Origin of the sequence: Spirosoma agri, from assembly GCF_010747415.1 — a bacterium.
GTDB lineage: Bacteria > Bacteroidota > Bacteroidia > Cytophagales > Spirosomataceae > Spirosoma > Spirosoma agri.
On sequence record NZ_JAAGNZ010000001.1, the window covers coordinates 1,506,357 to 1,524,200 of the forward strand.

Consider the following 17,844-nt stretch of genomic DNA (forward strand, 5'->3'; position numbering starts at 1 on the left):
TTATGAAATTTCTTAACCAGTCAGCTCCGAAGATTATGAACCGACGCATTGCGTTAGGCTTCTTCGTGGCAATGGTTTTGATGGCTTCAGGGTTTACGCTGTCTTTTTACAGCTATAACCAATACGGAAACGATACGGAACGGGTCCGGCACACGTACGAGGCCGTTAGCTCGCTCGAAACGGTTCTGTCGCTGGTCAAAGACGTTGAAACGGGCTCACGAGGCTATATTCTGACAAACGATACCGCCTATCTGGCTCCTTATAAAGAAGCGCTGAGGCTCCTGCCTGCCGAACGTAAGCAACTGGATACGCTTATGAACGAAAATGCCCTACAGATTCAGCGGGTGGCAACACTGAACGAACTTGTCAAGGCAAAACTGGCGATTTCGCAGATGCGGGTAAAAAACCGGGCCAGTAACGTACCGGTGACGCTGAAGCTAAGCGACGAGGGTCGGATTCGAATGGAAGCGCTCCGGCGACACGTGGCCATCATGGTCGATACCGAACGGACGCTGATGGAAGCGCGAAACCGACAGGCAGGGCGATCGTTTCGGAACACACTTATTATTATTTTTGCGCTCTCGTTACTCACGTTTCTAGCCCTGGTTGTATCCTACCGATTGCTGGAGCAGGAACTGATCAGTCGACAGCGGAACGAAGACCAGCTCCGCGGGTACGAAGCCCGTTTAAGGGAGCAGATTCGACAACTGGAAGCCTCTAATGAGGAATTGGAGCGATTTGCGTTCGTGGCCAGCCATGATTTGCAGGAACCCCTTCGGAAAATCCAGTCGTTCGCTAATCTGATCACCGATCGGTATGGCAATCTGTTCGATGGCGATAGTTTGCTGTTTATGGACAAAATTGTTAATTCGGCGGGGCGAATGTCGAAGTTGATCAAGGATCTCCTGAATTTTTCCCGAATTTCGAATCATCAGGAAGCGTTCAAAAGTATACCCCTGAACACGATTATTCAGCGGATACTGGATGATCAGGAACTACGCATCAATGGATTGGACGTTCGGGTGGAAGTCGGTGATTTGCCCGTCATTCAGGCGATAGGGAGCCAGATGGATCACTTGTTTACGAACTTGATTTCTAACGCGCTGAAATTTACGCGGGCCGATGTGCAGCCATTACTTCGCATACAGGCAAAACCCGTAGACGGTTCGTCGTATCCCGAGTTAATCGCCGGCCGACCTTACTTCGAAATTAATGTAGAAGATAACGGTATCGGTTTTGACGAAAAATATTTAGAGCATATTTTTAAAGTTTTTCAACGCTTGCACGGTAAGAGTGAATTTGAAGGTACTGGCATCGGACTCGCCATTTGTAAGCGGGTTGCGGTTTCCCACCAGGGCCACATCACAGCCCGAAGCCAGCCGGGGTCAGGCACAACGTTTATTGTGGTCTTACCCGAAAGCCAATCACTACAAGACTATGACCGATCAAATCCAACAGAGAGCTATTCATATTCTGCTAGTTGACGATGATGAGGACGATCGTTACCTCACACGTGAAGCCTTCCATCAGCATTATCCGGCAAGTCGTATTTCGTTTGCCGAAGACGGCGAAGATCTGCTCGATTTTTTGAATTATCAGGGCCGTTACAGCAATTCGGGGCATACATTACCGGAGTTGATTTTGCTGGATCTGAACATGCCCCGTAAGGACGGGCGCGAAGCGTTGCGCGAGATAAAATCCAGCGAGCAGCTTCGTCATATTCCAATTGTAGTGTTGACAACCTCTGATGCCAAAGACGATATTGAAACCTCCTATTTCAATGGTGCCAACAGCTTCATTACCAAGCCGCCAACGTTCCAGCGGCTCAGCGAAGTGACGAAAGCCATTGGCCAGTATTGGTTCAATGTCGTTACGGTTTGTGATAACGAACTGGGAGAGTAGTTGTATAGACTACTTCCCAGGCAGACCCACCAGCCCGACAAATATTTTCTCTAGTTCAGCCGTAACCGCACGATTCTGGCCGGGGGTAAACTTATTGACAAGTACGCAGAAGCTCAGAAGCTCGCCATCTGCCGTTCTGAAGTAGCCAGCATACGCCCTGACCCCTTCGATTGAACCACTTTTTGCCCGGATTTTTCCCGCTGCAACAGTCCCTCGTGCCAGACTTCTGACGGTTCCCGTTTGTCCGACGATCGGAATGGTTTCGTAGAATTGTGGAAATGCCTTATCGCGACTCATCGCGCTCAGAATGCCCGTCATGTTATCGGCGGTAAGCGCTCCCACGGCTGACAGACCACTGCCGTCCCGAATGCGAAACCCATCTAAAGTCACCCCTTTGCTCTTCCAGAAGGTGGTGATCGCGTCAATACTGCTGCTGGTCGATCGAACGGTTTTGTTCAGCGCCAGCGCCGTGGTTCGGAGGAGGGCTTCTGCATAGAGATTGATACTCTGGAAATTCGTTTGCTGGACCAGTTCGACCAGCGTGGGCGAACGGTGTTGATTCAAAAGAGTTCGTTTGCCCAGGGCAGAAACGGTGTTTGGCAGCCCACCACCTACCGATAAGGGTGATCCAGTAACAACTATTTTATCTTGTTTTAATTTTTCCTGGAGCGCAAAAGCAGTAAAAAAAGCCGGATCGGGCATAGAGCCTTTCACGCTAAATTCATTCGCTGGTTCACCGATCGGCACCTTGCCTGTCAGCCATTGCTGGTTCATAAAAGGCGTGCCATAAATGTTGACATGATCACCCGTATTAGGCGCATCGGTTACGACCATGTTGCGAAACGTAAGGTAGGGGAGGACGGGATCGGTTCGTAAAACACTGGCTGGAACATTGACCGATTTGCCAGTTTTGAAAAAAACGCGGTACAGATTCTCATTAATAGTCAGTGCGCTCAGACTGGCTCCGTAGTAATTGCCCAGGTCACCAAACGGCCATGTATCGGGTGTTGTCAGGTCATCGTACAGGCTGGCATCACCGACAACGGCCCCTTCAATTCGACGAATGCCTGCGGCCTTAACGGCTGTAGACCAGTACGTAAGCAACGCGTTGAGGTCAAAGTAATTCGGAAATCGCCAGCTTCCCAGCGAAGGATCTCCTGAACCCCGGATATAAACGTTACCCGTTAAAACGCTGTCTTTAATCGTCCCATCATATTCCAGTGTTGTTGTGTACGTATAGTTGCTACCCAGCACGGATAGGGCTGTCGCTGTAGTGATAAGCTTGAGCGTCGACGCTGATGGCAGGCTCTGGTGGGCATTGAAACCAATAAGTTCGAGCCCATCACTGGCCCGCCGAACAGACAGGGCTACTGTACCAAATCGAGCGGCCGGTCCCGACTGAAAAGCTTCCACGCTGGCCAGCAACCGCTGGGTTGCCAGCGAATCGACGGCGGGTTGCCGGGTCGCCGGGGTGTTCCCCCGTGTATAAAAACAAACTGAATAAGTGATTAACGAAACGAATAAGAGCAAGCGGGGCATAAAGAGCATTCGGAGACGGTTAGGCGATTCGGGGTCTATTTCGTACTTTTGCAAACTTACATAATACGCACCACCTAGCTTGTGTTAAGTCCCACCCATTACGAGACATCAAACAAACGACATTGGTTTTTTTTAAGCTGTACGCATGAAATTATCGTTTATGGGGGCGGCCCGGCAGGTAACAGGCAGCATGTACCTGCTGGAACTGGAGGATGATTACCGCATCCTAATTGACTGTGGGTCGGATATGGAGCGGCCCAGCGCTAACGGTCAGGCCGGATCGCACGAGATCGCCCCAACTACTCCTCACCTGGGCTTTTTCCCGTTTGAGGCTTCAAGTATAAATTTAGTGTTGCTGACCCACGCCCATGTGGATCACTCCGGCAATCTGCCTAACCTATTCCGGGAGGGCTACGAAGGTCAGATTCTGTGTACGGAACCGACCTTTTCACTCACCAATGTGCTGCTGAAAGATGCCGCTTCGCTGAACCAAAAGCGGATAAACGAGCTGAATGCCAGTAAAAAACAGCGTGTACGGGATCGACAGGCGCAAATGCAGAAAGATCTTTTTCTGGATCGGCAGGTGCGTGAAACGATGGAGAGCGTGGTTCCAATTGCGTTTAACCGGAAATTTCGCGTGGCTGACGGCGTCGACGTTACGTTCTTTCCCGCTGGTCACTTACTCGGTGCGGCTCACATTGTGATCAATGTGATCGAGAACGGGGTGAAGAAAAGCATCTGTTTCTCCGGCGATATTGGTCGTAAAAACTACCCGTTGCTGGTTGACCCCGCGCCCGTTCCACAGGTCGATTACCTCATCTGCGAAAGCACGTACGGCAATCGGCTGCATGAGAACATGCAGTCGCCCGAAGACGCGCTGGCCGATGTTATCCAGCGGACCTGTATCGATATTCCGGGACGACTCATCATTCCTTCGTTTAGCGTTGGCCGAACGCAGGCGCTGCTATATACACTGAATCGACTCTATACCGAGCGTGATTTCCCGCCTATCCGGGTATTCTCGGATAGCCCAATGGCTTTCGAAAGCTCTAAAATCTATAATCAGCACATTAGTATGCTGAACAAAGAAGCCAGAGAGTTCTACAAAGAGAACGAAGCGTTGTTCGATTTCCAGAATTTCCAGTTTCTGGAATCGTCGAAAGCCAGTAAAGCCGTTTCAAATTATGGTGAACCCTGCATCATTATCTCGTCATCGGGTATGGTTCAGGGTGGTCGGGTTGAATACCACGTTGCCGAAAATATCAGCAATCCTTATTCAACAATCCTGATGATTGGCTACTGCGCCGAGGGAACCCTTGGCTGGCGGTTATTGAACGGTCAGCAAACGCTCAGCATCAAAGGAAAGGACCACCAGGTACTGGCCAGTATCGAAAAGATTGATGTGTTCAGCGGCCACGGTGACCGGAATGATCTGATCAATTTTGTCAGTATGCAGTCGCCCGAACTCCTTAAAAATATTTTTCTCGTCCACGGTGAATATGGTAGTATGGAAACGTTCAAAGCCACGCTGGCCGAAGAAGGGTATCCGCAGGTCATAATCCCGAAGAAAGGCGAAAGCTTTGACTTATAAATGATGACTGATGACGACTCAATGGACCCTAAACAAGCCGTTTGGCCGCCATCAGCCAACTCACTCATTCCATGAGAACATACCTCGATTTTGAAAAGCCCATTGCCGACCTCGAAGCGCGGCTGGAAGAAACCAAACGATTGGCTCAAACCAGCAACGTAGACGTCAGCGAAGCGGTCAAGGTACTAGAGCAGAGCATTGACAAGCTACGTCGGGAAATATTTCAGAACCTTACGCGCTGGCAACGGGTTCAACTGTCGCGCCATCCCGACCGGCCCTACACGCTCGACTATATTTCGCTCATGTGCGATCAGTTCATCGAGTTGCACGGTGACCGGACTGTCCGTGACGATCCGGCGATGGTTGGCGGCTTTTGCGATCTGGGCCGCAACGGCGGACCGGACCAGACGGTCATGATCATTGGTCAGCAGAAAGGCCGTAACACCAAGCAACGTCAGCACCGCAACTTCGGTATGCCAAACCCCGAGGGCTACCGGAAAGCACTGCGGCTGATGAAACTGGCCGAAAAATTCAACAAGCCAATCATTACACTGATCGATACGCCGGGCGCATTTCCTGGCCTCGAAGCTGAAGAACGCGGACAGGGAGAAGCCATTGCGCGCAACCTGAAGGAGATGTTCATGCTGACCGTACCCGTCATTTGCATCGTCATCGGTGAAGGCGCATCGGGTGGTGCCTTAGGTATTGCCATCGGTGATCGGGTGCTAATGCTCGAAAACACCTGGTATTCCGTTATTTCGCCCGAAAACTGCTCGACAATCCTCTGGCGAAGCTGGGATTTTAAAGAACAAGCTGCCGAAGCCATGAAGCTCACGGCCCGCGATATGGAGATGTACAAATTGGTGGATGGTATTGTGGAAGAGCCGCTTGGTGGTGCCCACAACGATCACCAGGAAATGGCGTATATCCTCAAAAACGTTATTCTTGATGCACTAGCTCAACTGAACGCGTTAGAACCGCAGGAACGTATCAACCAGCGAATTGATAAATTCTGTTCGATGGGCGTCGTGCTGGAGTAGCCGGTTGAACCACCCCGATACACATAAACAAGCCGCTGGGTTGGTCTCAGCGGCTTGTTTATGTGTAAACAAACCGCCAGTTGTCTAGTGATAGATCAGTAAATGATTCTCCTAATCAGTTTGTCTGCAAATCTAACCTTATCTTTGATTTCCGGTTAATAGAACGTTTAACGATCCGGTTTTGAATGGATTCTGCAACTACGACAACGACGCTTAAAAATCTCATTTTTGACCTCGGTGATGTCATTATTCCGATTGATCTGACGGCTCCGATCCGCAACTTTGCCAATCTGGCTAACCTGCCCGAAGCGGACGTTGCGGCTATGTGGAAACAATTCGATATTCTGAACCAGTACGAAACTGGTCTGATCGACGACGATGCCTTTCGAAACCACGTTCGGAAACTGTTAAAGAGTGACAGTTGGGCCGATGAGGTTATCGATACCGCCTGGAATACGGTACTGCTCGATCTACCCCTCGAACGTATTGAGCGAATTAAAGAACTGAAACAGAACCACCGGCTTTTCCTGCTCAGCAACACCAGTCCGATTCATATCCGGAAGGTCAATTATGTGCTTCAGACTATGAACCAGCCTACGCTGGAGGAACTCTTTGAACGCGTATTTTATTCCTATGAAGTCCGGCTGGCCAAGCCCTCGCCCGAAATCTATCAGCATGTGTTGAGCGAAGCCGGACTGGAGGCAAAGGAAACCGCTTTTTTTGATGATAATGCTGCTAACATCCGGGCTGCTGCCGGGCTAGGTATTCAGGCCGTTCATGTCCAGCCGCCCAAAACGATTTTAGATTATCTAAACGACGTGGTTTAAACGACACGTTCACAAGTTGTTAATAAAGCGCGGGACTGGTCCCACGTTACTCCGGATGAATCAACGTACCAAAACATACCTCCTCCACGGAGGTCTTTTTTTAGTTACCCTCATCACCACCACCATGGCCGGGGCCGAGTGGATGTTTGGCCGGTTGTTCATACCGATCGAAGGGATGGAAACGCTGGGATGGAAGGAGTTTGTTGCGGGTTTTCAGTTTTCGGTGCCATTCCTGGCGATCCTGACCGTGCATGAATTTGGTCATTATTTCACCGCCAAAGCTAATCGGGTCCGCGTATCGTTACCGTATTATATCCCACTCTGGCTGGGAATCGGGCAAAGCATTGGCACACTGGGAGCGTTTATCCGGATTCAAGACTATATCAACAGTCGTAAAAAGTATTTCGATATCGGGATTGCCGGACCATTGGCCGGCTTTGCGCTTGCTCTGGTCGTGCTTTGGTACGCGTTTACGCACCTGCCACCGCCCGAATTTATCTTCACCATTCACCCGGAGTATCAAAAGTGGGGGCTGGATTATGGACAGTATGCGTACCGTAATATGCCAGCGGGCGGGGCTGTAGGGCTTGGGGATAATCTGCTGTTTACCTTTTTCAAAACGTACGTGGCCGATCCCGCCCGAGTGCCGCATCCGTATGAGATGATTCATTATCCGTATGTGCTGGCTGGCTATCTGGCGCTATTTTTTACCTCGCTCAACCTGATTCCGATCGGGCAACTGGATGGTGGCCATATTCTTTATGCACTGATTGGCCGGGAGCGTTTCCGCTGGGTAGCACCGGCCTTGTTCATTTTGTTTGCTTTCTATGCCGGGCTAGGTGTTTTCAAGCCAGCTGATTTTGCCATACCCAGCGACGACGCCTTCTTCTCCGAATTGGGTTCCTTCGGCTTATATATCGGTTTCCTGTATCTGGCTTTCTCTCGTATCAGCGAGAATCGCATGACGTCTTTGCTTATTACACTCAGCGTTGTGGTGACCCAGCTGGCTTTTTCCTGGATTCGGCCAGATTGGGAGGGCTACTCTGGTTTTCTTGTTTTTGTATTCGTCCTGGGCCGTTTTCTCGGCATCTATCATCCGGAAACAGAATTACAGGAGCCTCTTGATGCGAAACGGAAGATACTGGGCTGGTTCGCGCTGGTCGTTTTCGTCCTGTGCTTTAGCCTGAAACCTTTCCTGATTTCCTGATAAATACAGCCGGATCGCACTGGAAGAAATACAATCTGAATCAGTACGTTTCACTACAGGGATCGAATTTGTCAACCAACTTTTAAAGGAAAGACTACTATCTGTATGTCATGATCTGAAAAATGTTTGGCCAATTCCTGTTTGCATAGGTTCCTTTCCAAAGCTACCATAGCGACGAAATTTTTTCCAGCTTGCCTGCTGGCTGCACAATTACCGTCATCCGTCTTTTATCGCTAAGAATAGACGTGTAAAACTGGCTATCAGTTGTGCCCAAGACTATCCGCGTAAGCAAACGTATTCGTGGGATGACTAAAAAAAGTCATCTCATGAATACGTTTGATCAGTCACATCAATAATTTTCAAAAATCTTTATTTCGCAGCACCAGACAGGGGCACAAACTGGGCTGATAAGTCCGGGGTTTTCATGTTGGCGTCAAAAGGGAACATAGGCCGTTTGATCCGCTTGTAAGGTAAGCGGGCTAAATCCTGATTGACTCCACCCGGTGTCAGCGCCATGATCCAGTCGGCTTGCATTGCATACAGTTCAGGTTCGAGGTAACCAATTTTCACCACGACAATATCGGACTTTCTGGGATTGAGGCCCAGTCTGGTAAAGTCCTTTTCTTTGTGATAGGGTTTGCGCTTTTGGGTAACGATGACATGAACGCTGCCTACTTTCACAACGACTTCAACCTTGGCATCTTTGTCGCCATATTCGATAGACTCGACCATGCCCTTGAGCCGGATCGGTGGTGAGAAACGAGCATCTACACTCGCCCCGGCATTACCGTCAACCTGGCCGCCAACGCCAGCCGCTATGGCTTTTTTGACCAGTTCCGGACCGGGGATAGACGCATAAATCAACGAAGGGCCATCTGCCCGCTGAAACTCCGGACGAGCCAATATCTGCGTGAGTGTCCAGGTCACATCACCTGCGCCACCAGCAGTGGGGTTATCGCCCGTGTCGCTGATGAAAAATGGGTGTTTCTTACTAGCCAGTGCATTGGCCAGACATTTTTCCAATGTGCCGGTAGGTGCCACGAAGTCAAACTGTTTGCGTACGTTCCAGAAATTGAGAGCCAGTTTCTCCGCTGCCTGAGTCACTTTTTGCTTGTCATCGCCCGTTACCATCACAACCGCCTGATTGCGTGGCTCGTCGGCCCAGGCATACCCGATCCAGATGGCCGCATCAACGATACCGTCCTGGTGATCGGCAATGGGTTCAACCTGTTGATAAAGGCTCTTGCCCGGTTCAATGCGCGTACTTGTTTTCTCCCCCGGTAATAGTATGGGTATGGGTATCCAGGCTTTGTAGGCTGGTTTGCCTTTCCCGTTTTTGATGCGCTCGAGTAAGTTTGTTACTGCTCTTTCTTTTGTTTGCATTGCATCTTCATGGGGTGCCATCCGGTAGCAGGTTATCAGATCAGAATTTTGAGCCAACCGCCAGGATACGTTGCCATGCAAATCCATTGATGTGGAAACCAGCGTTTTGTAGCCGATCACGTTTCGAATTCGGGTGATGAAATCGCCTTCGGGATCATCCAGACCGATGACGCTCATGGCCCCGTGAATATCAAAATATAGACCATCGTAGGGGCCGTACTTCCTGAGTGAGTCCAGCGTTTTATTGACCAGCGATTCGTAGGCTTCTCTGGTTACCGCTCCTCCCGGTAGCGATTTACCCACGATAGCAGGGAGCCATACGGCCTGTTTCCGAAGGGGCGATATCGCCATCATGAATGGGTAAGCGTTGAACACTTCGGGCCCGTAGCGGGCATGGAACGCTTCTTCACGCGTAACGGCGGGAGAGAACGTACTTGATTCGATACCCAGACCTGCTATACCAATGCGAGGTAATTTTGCTGCTTCGCTATGGCTGTTCGACTGGGCAAAGCTTCCTCCAAGGGCTAAAAAACAGGCGGTGAATCCTAAAATAATCTGTTTCATGCCCCAATTTAAGGCATTCAGTAGATTGGGCAACTATTCATGAGCATTCTGATTGATAGGGTCGTGTCCGTTTTTTCGCCGATCAGCCAGTCGAGTCGATAAATCAGTCGAGTTTGCGGGTACAAACGCAAATTCTCGGAAAACAAAAAAGCAGATTAACAAAGTCAATCTGCTTTTCGCTTCTATCCACACCATAAGGGAATCGTTAAACTCCCTTTGATGAACGAATGTAATTCATTTCGACGCGTATACAAAGTATAGTGCCATAATTCTATTATAAGAATAGTCCAACTGAAAACTTGCCTCTATTTTATCGGTATTCTGTTCCTTTATGTAGTCTTAATTAGCCAGCAGAAGACCTGATTCTGTGTGGACAGTGTAAATGGGCCATCAATACTCCTGCCCAATGCTTGCTCAACTGATTGTAAGCTGGTCAAAGACCTATACTAAAAATTATATTTCAGTCTCTGCGCACAGCGCATCAATATGCAGACATTAGATAGCATTATAACAACCCTTCGTCGGCAAAGCTAAAATAGGCTTTGTCCGTAAAAATCAGATGATCGAGCACCGGAATTTCCAACAACCGTCCGGCTTCTTTAAGTTTTCGGGTCATGTCCTTGTCGGCTTGCGAAGGCGTAAGATTACCGGACGGATGGTTATGGATCAGAATGATCGATGATGCCAGGTGCTCGATAGCCTGCTTGAAAATAAGTTTGGTGTCGGCTACCGTGCCCGATACGCCCCCTGAACTGATCTGCACGGGCCGAAGAACTTCGTTGGCCCGGTTCAGCAGTAAAATCCAGAATTCTTCGTGGGGTTTATCGAGCAGGTGCGGCAACAGTTCGTTATAGGCATCGCGCGAGCAGGTAATCCGTGCCCGCTGCGGTCGGTCCTGCTCTTTCCGACGGCGACCCAATTCGAGAGCGGCTACAATAGTAATGGCTTTTGCTTCACCGATACCGCGAAATTTAGAGAGGTCTTTGATGCTCAGCTTCGCCAGTTCGTTTAAGTTATTACCAATACTTTTGAGAATAATCTTCGCTACATCGACGGCTGTCATGTCAACGGTACCCGAGTTGATCAGGATGGCAATCAATTCGGCCTCGGAAAGGGCGGCCTTGCCTTTCAGCATCAATTTTTCGCGTGGGCGGTCTTCTTCAGCCCAGCTTTGGATAGTACCGGAGGTTTCGTAAGTCATGGAAATGGGTGCGTTACGGAAGCATTTTCATTTCCAAGGTGCATAAAAAAACCTTATCCGCAAAAAGATAAGGTTTCATAAACAGTAAATTCGTTACTACATAATGAGTAACCTACCGCGCACTAAGCCGAAGCGACTTTCAATCCGTTTACCAGACGAGCCAGTTTCGATTTGTTGTTAGCAGCCTTGTTTTTGTGGATGATGTTGCGTTTCGCAAGTTTATCCAGTGCCGAAGCTACTGTTTTGAACAACTCAACGGCCATTGCGTGGTCGGTAGTGGTACGTAGTTTTTTTACCATGTTCCGTGTTGTTACGTTCTGATAACGGTTCATTAACCGCTTCTTTGCGCTAGACCGGATTGCTTTTTTTGCTGACTTATGGTTTGCCATTTGTATGTGATATAAAAATCGTTGTCGCGATAAGAGGGCGCAAAAATAAGAAATTCGGTTGGGAAAACCAATAGCTCCCACCGAATTTCTCTAAGTTTATGCCAATTATGGACGAATGTCAGCGTTGACGATCAAGGTTTTATCCCAAACGCCCTTGTTCTGGTTGATGAACTGTTTGTAGGCTGCGCTCTGCTCAAAGGTGTGGATATCCGATTCGCTCTGAAACGTCAGATAATGGACAACATCGTAGTCTGCAATGGCTTGATTCGGCAAAATTGTCTTTCCCGACGTGTAACCTACGATCTGTGGAATTTCGTGCTTTAGGGCTGCGAAACCGTTCATATGCTGTTCAACAGCTCCCATTTCCACCCCTTTTTTGAATTTTACGCATACAATTTGCTGTTTTTGGGCTTTTCTTGCAGGTGAATACGCACCGTAGATTGTCAAAGCAAAAGCGCACATTAGCACAACGATGAGAGCATAGCCCCGTGATTTAGCATTCATGATTATTTGTGTTTTACTCGTTATTTAAAATTATGTTTTGTTTGACATGGCGATTTATGTAAATAGTTAAAAACATTAACTGTAAAGTACCATGATTAATCAAAGCTACCATCGTTTTATTTGGTTAAGCCTTATCGTATCTATTTTTATTGGAAGTTTATTAAACGGTAGGTACAGTCGTGCAGAAAAAGGCCCTGGTTGTGCTATTGATAATCAGAAAGCATCCCGGAAAAATCATATTTGTGGAAGAAATGCGGTGAGGCTACGACCAGTGTGGGGTTTTTTCGCGCATCAGCAGATTAACCGGCTGGCCGTATTTACACTCCCGGTCGAGATGATGCCTTTCTTTAAAAAACACATCAGTTTTCTGACCGATAACGCCGTAAATCCAGACAAACGACGGTATGCAGTAGTAGGGGAGGCTCCACGGCATTTTATCGATCTTGATGCGTACCCGGATACGTCAGCTGCCACGCTTCCCCGGTATTATAAGGATGCTACCAGTCGCTATGGTGCGGATTCGTTGGCCCTACATGGACTGGTACCCTGGCAAATTCAGCTGACGAAGTACCAGTTGACGGAAGCGTTCAAACAGCGAAATGTTCGACAGATTCTCCGCGTTGCTGCTGATTTGGGGCACTACATTGCCGATGCGAACGTACCGCTGCATACAACACGTAATTATAACGGCCAGTTAACGAATCAACAGGGAATTCACGGATTTTGGGAGTCGCGCCTGCCCGAACTGTTTAGTACCGACTACGATTTTCTGACGGGACAGGCTGAATACATCTATTCTCCTCAGAAAGCCGCCTGGCGGGCCGTATTTACTGCCAATGCTGCTCTCGATTCGGTTATACGCTTTGAAGAGAAACTTACGGAGGAAGTAGGAGAAACGCGTAAATTCGGTTTTGAAGAACGCAATGGGCTGACTACGAAAGTTTATTCGGTCAGTTTTTCGCAGCAGTATCACGAGCGACTGCACGGGCAGGTTGAACGGCAAATGCGGGCGTCGATTAAAATGGTTGGTGATTTCTGGTACACCTGCTGGGTAGACGCCGGACAACCCGATCTGCGCGCGCTGGCCGATTATGAATTTACCGAACAGGAAAAGAAAGAAGAAGTGACTGAACAGACAAGCTGGCTAAAACGTCTCTTCTCCGTTCGATCCGAAAATTGACGCGTCCTTCATCGACCCGTCGGTGAGGGAAATAACACACAAGAAAAGCCACCTGAGAGGGTGGCTTTTCTTGTATATCGATGATAATCGAGTCTTACCGTGCGACTTCAATATTTACCCGGCGTCCTTTGATCGTGTTGCCTTCCATAACGTCGAGGACGCGGTTAGCTACCTCTTTCGGTACGTCAACGTAGGTGAACTTATCGAAGATATCAATGCTGCCAATGGTATTGCCTGGAATGTTGGCTTCGCCGGCAATGGCACCAACAATATCACCCGGACGAACATAGTCTTTGCGGCCAATGCTCACCATCAGGCGAGTCATGTTCGCGTCACGTTCCCGTGGGGTACGTTGTTCATCCCGATCAAAGTATGGCTTACGCTCGCGGTCTGGTCCGTCAGAACGTCTGGCCCGATCACCGAACGCTGGCCGGTCGCGGTTGCCACCGCGATCACCAAAGGCTGGCCGATCTCGGTCACCAAAACGGCTACCACCCCGATCACCGCCCCGACGGTCTTCGAAACGACCCGATGAATCACCACGACCATTCCGATCGGCATAGCGATCTTTTCCTTCGCTACGTTCACGACGGCGATCGTCTTCAAGACCAAGGTTCTGATCGGCAAATTCGTTTTTCTCAAGACCCATGCTACGTTTTACCAGTGCAGCCACGATCTGTTCGGTCGACAGACCAGCGTGTTGCAACTGAGTAAGCATATCGGCATACAGGTTAAGGTCCTGGCTATCCTGGATTGTTTGTTGGATCTGTTCGATAAAGCGAGCTTTCCGAACACCAACGATATCTTCAAACGATGGGATTACGCCTTTTTCAACCTTCACTTTCGTGTACGACTGAATTTCGCGGAACCGGTATTTTTCATCACGACCGACCATTGAGAACGCCCGGCCTGATTTGCCAGCGCGGCCCGTCCGGCCAATACGGTGTACATAATATTCTTCGTCGAGCGGAATGTCGAAGTTGATAACGGCGTCAACATCGTCAACGTCGATACCACGAGCGGCTACGTCCGTGGCGACCAGAATGCTGGTCGTACCGGCGCGGAACTTGCTCATGACGTTGTTCCGTTGTGCCTGCCGCAAATCACCATGTAACCCTTCGGCCTGATAGCCCCGGATTTGCAGGTCTTCAACGATTTCGTCAACCTTGCGTTTCGTGTTACAGAAAACCAGCAGCAGTTTCAGGTCATACATGTCGATCAGACGGCACATTACCTCAACTTTTGCTTTTGGCTTCACTTCGAAATAAACCTGTTCGATGTTCGTGTTTGTCAACTCACGTTTGACAACTTTCACCAATACAGGATCTTTCTGGAATTTCTGGGTGATCTGCATGATCGGCTTTGACATCGTAGCCGAGAACAGAATCGTCTGCCGCTCTTCGGGCATTTCGGCCAGAATGCTCTCAATGTCTTCACGGAAGCCCATATCCAGCATTTCATCAGCTTCGTCAAGAATCATCATCTTAACACGCTCGAGTTTCAGCGTGTTACGCTCCATGTGGTCCATTACGCGACCGGGCGTACCGATTACGATATGCACACCACTTTTAAGCGAACGGATCTGCCGCTCAATCGAGTCACCACCGTAAATAGCTTCGATGCGAACACCACGCTTGTATTTAGCCAGTTTCTTGATCTCTTCGGCTACCTGTAAGGCCAGTTCGCGGGTTGGACACAGAATAAGCGCCTGCACCGAACGGTCCTGCACATCAATCAGATCAAGGGCAGGAATACCAAAAGCGGCTGTTTTACCAGTACCGGTTTGGGCCTGACCAATCACATCGCGACCGGCAAGGATTGGTGGAATAGCTTCGGCCTGAATTGGGGATGGACTAACAAAGCCCATATCCGTAACAGCCCGGAGTACATCTTCCGAAATATCGAGACTGGAGAATAAGATTTGATTAGGATCAACTTTAGGAGCACTGGGTGCTTCTGGGGTGCTGTCTGCTACAGGCGTAGGCTCGACAACCGTTACTACTTCGGCTACTAGTTCTTCAACTTCGGTGTTGGATACAGGAGTTTCCAGATCGTCGGCGTCGCTTTCGGCACGTTCCACTACAGGTTGATCCATTGTCAGGGTTTCATCCTGAATGTCGGTGTTTGTTTGTTTCGTTTTCATTAACTTGGGAAAAAGATTGTAAAAATCATCCAAGCGAAGACGAGTCAGTGCCAGTGAACGGCGCGATAATGCGAGAATTGCCCAACGAACGATTGCCCCAACGACCCAACAAGGACCACACTCCCGACCTATCTATAGGGAGAAGACAACAGACCAACAACTGGCCCGAACAATTAGACGATTAGCCCACGCGCAAGTGCCCCACCCGGGAGCGTCCACACAGAAACCCATCCTGTACATCCATACTGGACTCTGTCAGACCTAACTCAGCGTGTAAAAGGAGAGAAACAGAGATACGACGGATGTCGCTTGTAAATTCTAGTGCAAAAGTAAGGAATGATTACGTAAAAAGCAAGCCAGCCCGTAAAGTAATTGTATTTAAGTCAGAAATACGCCACACCAGCTTCTACTTCACCAAGCTAGTTCACGCCTATCTGCACGATAGACAGGCTGGAGTTGATGCCCCCTTTTTATGTACTGTTGGTCAAAGGCAACAGGCGGCCTAACTTTGTTCTGGCTCTATACTATAGCGAACAACCCCAAATAGCACCCGATGAACTCAACGATTGGTAAATACATCATAGTAACCGGACTGGCGCTGGTTGTGATTGGCGCTGCTGTCTACTTTCTGGGTGATCGGCTGAACTGGCTTGGCCGCCTGCCCGGTGACATTCGGATCGAGAACAAGGCCGGTGGAGGCTTCTATTTCCCCATCGTTACCTGTATTGTCGTCAGTATTGTACTGAACCTGATCATCGTTTTGATCCGTCGTTTTTTCGGGTAGTTGCTTCTGCCGAGCCAGAAGGTGAGGTGTCGTGCGTATACGTTAGCTTGTTGAGGTAGAACACTTCCCGCTGGCTCGTGTAATTTCGTGAAGGCGCAATCTTCTGAAAACCGTAGGCCAGAAAATGCCGATCATACCAGGCCATCAGGTTCTCCTGCGCCGAAAACGTCACGCGTTCGTCCTGTGTATTAGTCTGGAGTTTGAACTTCTCCGTTTCCTTTAAGACTTTGTTTTTCTGAATAACTTCCGTGTTTATTTCGCCATCGTTGGGGTAAGCCAGCACCATTCGGTCGCCCTGCTGCGATACCTGTACCATCTCGGTCAGCTCAGGACTAAGCAGCTCTTTGATGGGCAGGCAATTGTCCCAAAGCAGTTTTCCCTCAATATCGAAGCCACAGATGAACGCATGCGTATAACGGAACCCTTCATACCGGTCGGCCCCGCGCAAATAACCCCCATACGCCAGCGTATTACCCCGGTATTGTGGATAATACACTTCGGCAACCAGCGTCAGACCATCGGGCGTCGGCTGAAGATCGTGGACGAGCAGCCGGTAATGAAACTTATAATCTTTCCCTTCTTCCTTCTTTTTCATCGCTCGCGCCAACAGTTTCTGCTGCCGGTGCGGTTTCATATAATTAAAGAAGTTCTGAAGCTGCGAAAACTCGATATATTGGATGTTGCTGACCGCTTCGGCTGACGCATCGACCTGATCGCCGTGATGAATTCGGGATACGTAGATACCCTGCGAGTAAGGCGTGCAATCGGTGGAATAGTTGCCTACCAACAGCGATTCGTTTTTATTGACGGGAAGTAACTTACCGGATATCAGCGTGTATTTGGCTTTGTCGAAATCGACGGTCCGGAGCAGTTTTGTGTCGTATGCATACGTTCGGACCGAGAACCGGCAATTGCGTTTGGTCGAATGAACCAGCACATTGACCTCCTGGCGGACTTCGTCAACTTCCAGGCTGCTGATTTCCATGTGATTGACGTACATGCCGGGAAGTACTTTAGCCGAACTGTCAAAAAACGAGAAGGCCATCACAACCGGTCTTCCATGGTGGTAACCGCCTACATACGCTTGCCCACCCATGACCTTAAATTGACGTATATCAAACTGATCGAGCAAGATGCCGTCAAATAGTTCAACAACACCGTCGTCGAGATGCAGCCGCAAGAACTGAAATTTATCGGTATCGTACTCCCGGAAGAGGTGATAAGCGTACCGGTCGTTGTTGTAGGTCTGTATGAGACGAAATTTGATATCCAGCTTAAACTCGGTTCGCCAGATCTGTTTCAGGTCGGTGTTATACCGCTGAAAGCTGAATACCTTGGGCGCATTGTCGTAATAGCTGCCCGTCCGAATGGTCATCAGCACACCGCGCTCCGCCAGCGGAGTTACATCGAAAGCCTCGGACGCGTTGGGATCAGACGGAATCTCAAGGCGTAATGCCTGCGCCAACTGAGCCCGCACGGGCAAGGCCGCGGTTCCGAAAACGAGCAGGCAGAGTATGTATTGAATCCGAAGCATACTATCAAATTTACAAAGTATGACACATGGTTTAGGCGATAACACAAAAACCATAC

The 17,844-nt window shown here is 49.2% G+C and carries 15 protein-coding genes; 8 read left to right on the forward strand and 7 right to left on the reverse strand.

All coding sequences use genetic code 11. The annotated features are described in order from the left end of the window. Nucleotides 1-2: 2 nt before the first annotated feature. Complete coding sequence (locus tag GK091_RS06245; protein ID WP_246202152.1) at nt 3-1,484, forward strand: sensor histidine kinase; 1,482 nt, start codon at nt 3-5, stop codon at nt 1,482-1,484. Beyond that, nucleotides 1,438-1,902, forward strand: coding sequence for a response regulator (locus tag GK091_RS06250; RefSeq protein ID WP_164035736.1), 465 nt, complete (start codon nt 1,438-1,440; stop codon nt 1,900-1,902). Before GK091_RS06245 ends, GK091_RS06250 begins: the two co-directional genes overlap by 47 nt. Before the next feature lie 9 nt (nt 1,903-1,911). On the opposite strand, the gene dacB is transcribed toward GK091_RS06250, so the two are convergent. Continuing rightward, nucleotides 1,912-3,441, reverse strand: coding sequence for a D-alanyl-D-alanine carboxypeptidase/D-alanyl-D-alanine endopeptidase (gene dacB / locus GK091_RS06255; RefSeq protein ID WP_317166275.1), 1,530 nt, complete (start codon nt 3,439-3,441; stop codon nt 1,912-1,914). Nucleotides 3,442-3,586: 145 nt separating this feature from the next. Between dacB and GK091_RS06260 the strand changes: the two genes are divergently transcribed. The 4 genes from GK091_RS06260 to GK091_RS06275 all read left to right on the forward strand — a co-directional run bounded on the left by GK091_RS06260 (nt 3,587) and on the right by GK091_RS06275 (nt 8,106). Then, nucleotides 3,587-5,032 carry an MBL fold metallo-hydrolase RNA specificity domain-containing protein gene (locus GK091_RS06260; protein WP_164035738.1) on the forward strand — a complete coding sequence of 482 codons (1,446 nt, stop codon included), beginning with the start codon at nt 3,587-3,589 and terminating at the stop codon, nt 5,030-5,032. Between the two features lie 71 nt (nt 5,033-5,103). Beyond that, nucleotides 5,104-6,072, forward strand: a complete 969-nt coding sequence (locus GK091_RS06265) for an acetyl-CoA carboxylase carboxyltransferase subunit alpha (RefSeq protein ID WP_164035739.1) — start codon at nt 5,104-5,106, stop codon at nt 6,070-6,072. Between the two features lie 185 nt (nt 6,073-6,257). Then, the gene (locus tag GK091_RS06270) at nt 6,258-6,899 is read left to right on the forward strand and encodes an HAD family hydrolase (RefSeq protein WP_164035740.1); all 642 of its coding nucleotides are present in this window, start codon (nt 6,258-6,260) and stop codon (nt 6,897-6,899) included. 55 nt (nt 6,900-6,954) lie between these two features. Further along, complete coding sequence (locus tag GK091_RS06275) at nt 6,955-8,106, forward strand: site-2 protease family protein (protein WP_164035741.1); 1,152 nt, start codon at nt 6,955-6,957, stop codon at nt 8,104-8,106. Nucleotides 8,107-8,475: 369 nt separating this feature from the next. On the opposite strand, the gene GK091_RS06280 is transcribed toward GK091_RS06275, so the two are convergent. The 4 genes from GK091_RS06280 to GK091_RS06295 form a co-directional block, all read right to left on the reverse strand. After that, nucleotides 8,476-10,053 (reverse strand): M81 family metallopeptidase, encoded by a 1,578-nt coding sequence (locus GK091_RS06280; protein WP_164035742.1) that lies wholly within the window; start codon nt 10,051-10,053, stop codon nt 8,476-8,478. A gap of 505 nt (nt 10,054-10,558) precedes the next feature. Then, the gene (radC, locus tag GK091_RS06285; RefSeq protein ID WP_164035743.1) at nt 10,559-11,254 is read right to left on the reverse strand and encodes a RadC family protein; all 696 of its coding nucleotides are present in this window, start codon (nt 11,252-11,254) and stop codon (nt 10,559-10,561) included. Between the two features lie 122 nt (nt 11,255-11,376). After that, the gene (gene rpsT, locus GK091_RS06290) at nt 11,377-11,643 is read right to left on the reverse strand and encodes a 30S ribosomal protein S20 (protein ID WP_164035744.1); all 267 of its coding nucleotides are present in this window, start codon (nt 11,641-11,643) and stop codon (nt 11,377-11,379) included. 105 nt (nt 11,644-11,748) lie between these two features. Beyond that, nucleotides 11,749-12,147: a Dabb family protein gene (locus tag GK091_RS06295; RefSeq protein ID WP_164035745.1), complete on the reverse strand. Its 399-nt coding sequence runs from the start codon at nt 12,145-12,147 to the stop codon at nt 11,749-11,751. A gap of 256 nt (nt 12,148-12,403) precedes the next feature. Here GK091_RS06295 and GK091_RS06300 point away from each other — a divergent pair, with 256 nt between their 5' ends. Further along, on the forward strand, nt 12,404-13,327 hold the full coding sequence (locus tag GK091_RS06300) for a zinc dependent phospholipase C family protein (protein ID WP_394351859.1): 924 nt from the start codon (nt 12,404-12,406) through the stop codon (nt 13,325-13,327). A gap of 94 nt (nt 13,328-13,421) precedes the next feature. Here GK091_RS06300 and GK091_RS06305 read toward each other — a convergent pair whose 3' ends face one another. Then, on the reverse strand, nt 13,422-15,470 hold the full coding sequence (locus GK091_RS06305; RefSeq protein WP_164035747.1) for a DEAD/DEAH box helicase: 2,049 nt from the start codon (nt 15,468-15,470) through the stop codon (nt 13,422-13,424). Between the two features lie 553 nt (nt 15,471-16,023). Here GK091_RS06305 and GK091_RS06310 point away from each other — a divergent pair. Then, nucleotides 16,024-16,254 (forward strand): DUF2905 domain-containing protein, encoded by a 231-nt coding sequence (locus GK091_RS06310; protein ID WP_164035748.1) that lies wholly within the window; start codon nt 16,024-16,026, stop codon nt 16,252-16,254. On the opposite strand, the gene GK091_RS06315 is transcribed toward GK091_RS06310, so the two are convergent. Then, a complete protein-coding gene (locus tag GK091_RS06315) occupies nt 16,223-17,788 on the reverse strand; it encodes a hypothetical protein (RefSeq protein ID WP_164035749.1) in 1,566 nt (521 codons plus the stop codon). The two genes, GK091_RS06310 and GK091_RS06315, sit on opposite strands and share 32 nt — an antisense overlap. Nucleotides 17,789-17,844: the final 56 nt, after the last annotated feature.

Bases quoted from the DNA above. Each gene is read 5' to 3' on its own strand.
- GK091_RS06265 (WP_164035739.1), top strand. From the start codon at position 5,104: ATGAGAACATACCTCGATTTTGAAAAGCCCATTGCCGACCTCGAAGCG.
- GK091_RS06305 (WP_164035747.1), bottom strand. From the start codon at position 15,470: ATGAAAACGAAACAAACAAACACCGACATTCAGGATGAAACCCTGACA.
- GK091_RS06260 (WP_164035738.1), top strand. From the start codon at position 3,587: ATGAAATTATCGTTTATGGGGGCGGCCCGGCAGGTAACAGGCAGCATG.
- GK091_RS06275 (WP_164035741.1), top strand. From the start codon at position 6,955: ATGAATCAACGTACCAAAACATACCTCCTCCACGGAGGTCTTTTTTTA.
- GK091_RS06310 (WP_164035748.1), top strand. From the start codon at position 16,024: ATGAACTCAACGATTGGTAAATACATCATAGTAACCGGACTGGCGCTG.
- GK091_RS06315 (WP_164035749.1), bottom strand. From the start codon at position 17,788: ATGCTTCGGATTCAATACATACTCTGCCTGCTCGTTTTCGGAACCGCG.
- rpsT (WP_164035744.1), bottom strand. From the start codon at position 11,643: ATGGCAAACCATAAGTCAGCAAAAAAAGCAATCCGGTCTAGCGCAAAG.
- GK091_RS06295 (WP_164035745.1), bottom strand. From the start codon at position 12,147: ATGAATGCTAAATCACGGGGCTATGCTCTCATCGTTGTGCTAATGTGC.
- GK091_RS06270 (WP_164035740.1), top strand. From the start codon at position 6,258: ATGGATTCTGCAACTACGACAACGACGCTTAAAAATCTCATTTTTGAC.
- dacB (WP_317166275.1), bottom strand. From the start codon at position 3,441: ATGCCCCGCTTGCTCTTATTCGTTTCGTTAATCACTTATTCAGTTTGT.
- GK091_RS06245 (WP_246202152.1), top strand. From the start codon at position 3: ATGAAATTTCTTAACCAGTCAGCTCCGAAGATTATGAACCGACGCATT.
- GK091_RS06280 (WP_164035742.1), bottom strand. From the start codon at position 10,053: ATGAAACAGATTATTTTAGGATTCACCGCCTGTTTTTTAGCCCTTGGA.
- radC (WP_164035743.1), bottom strand. From the start codon at position 11,254: ATGACTTACGAAACCTCCGGTACTATCCAAAGCTGGGCTGAAGAAGAC.
- GK091_RS06250 (WP_164035736.1), top strand. From the start codon at position 1,438: ATGACCGATCAAATCCAACAGAGAGCTATTCATATTCTGCTAGTTGAC.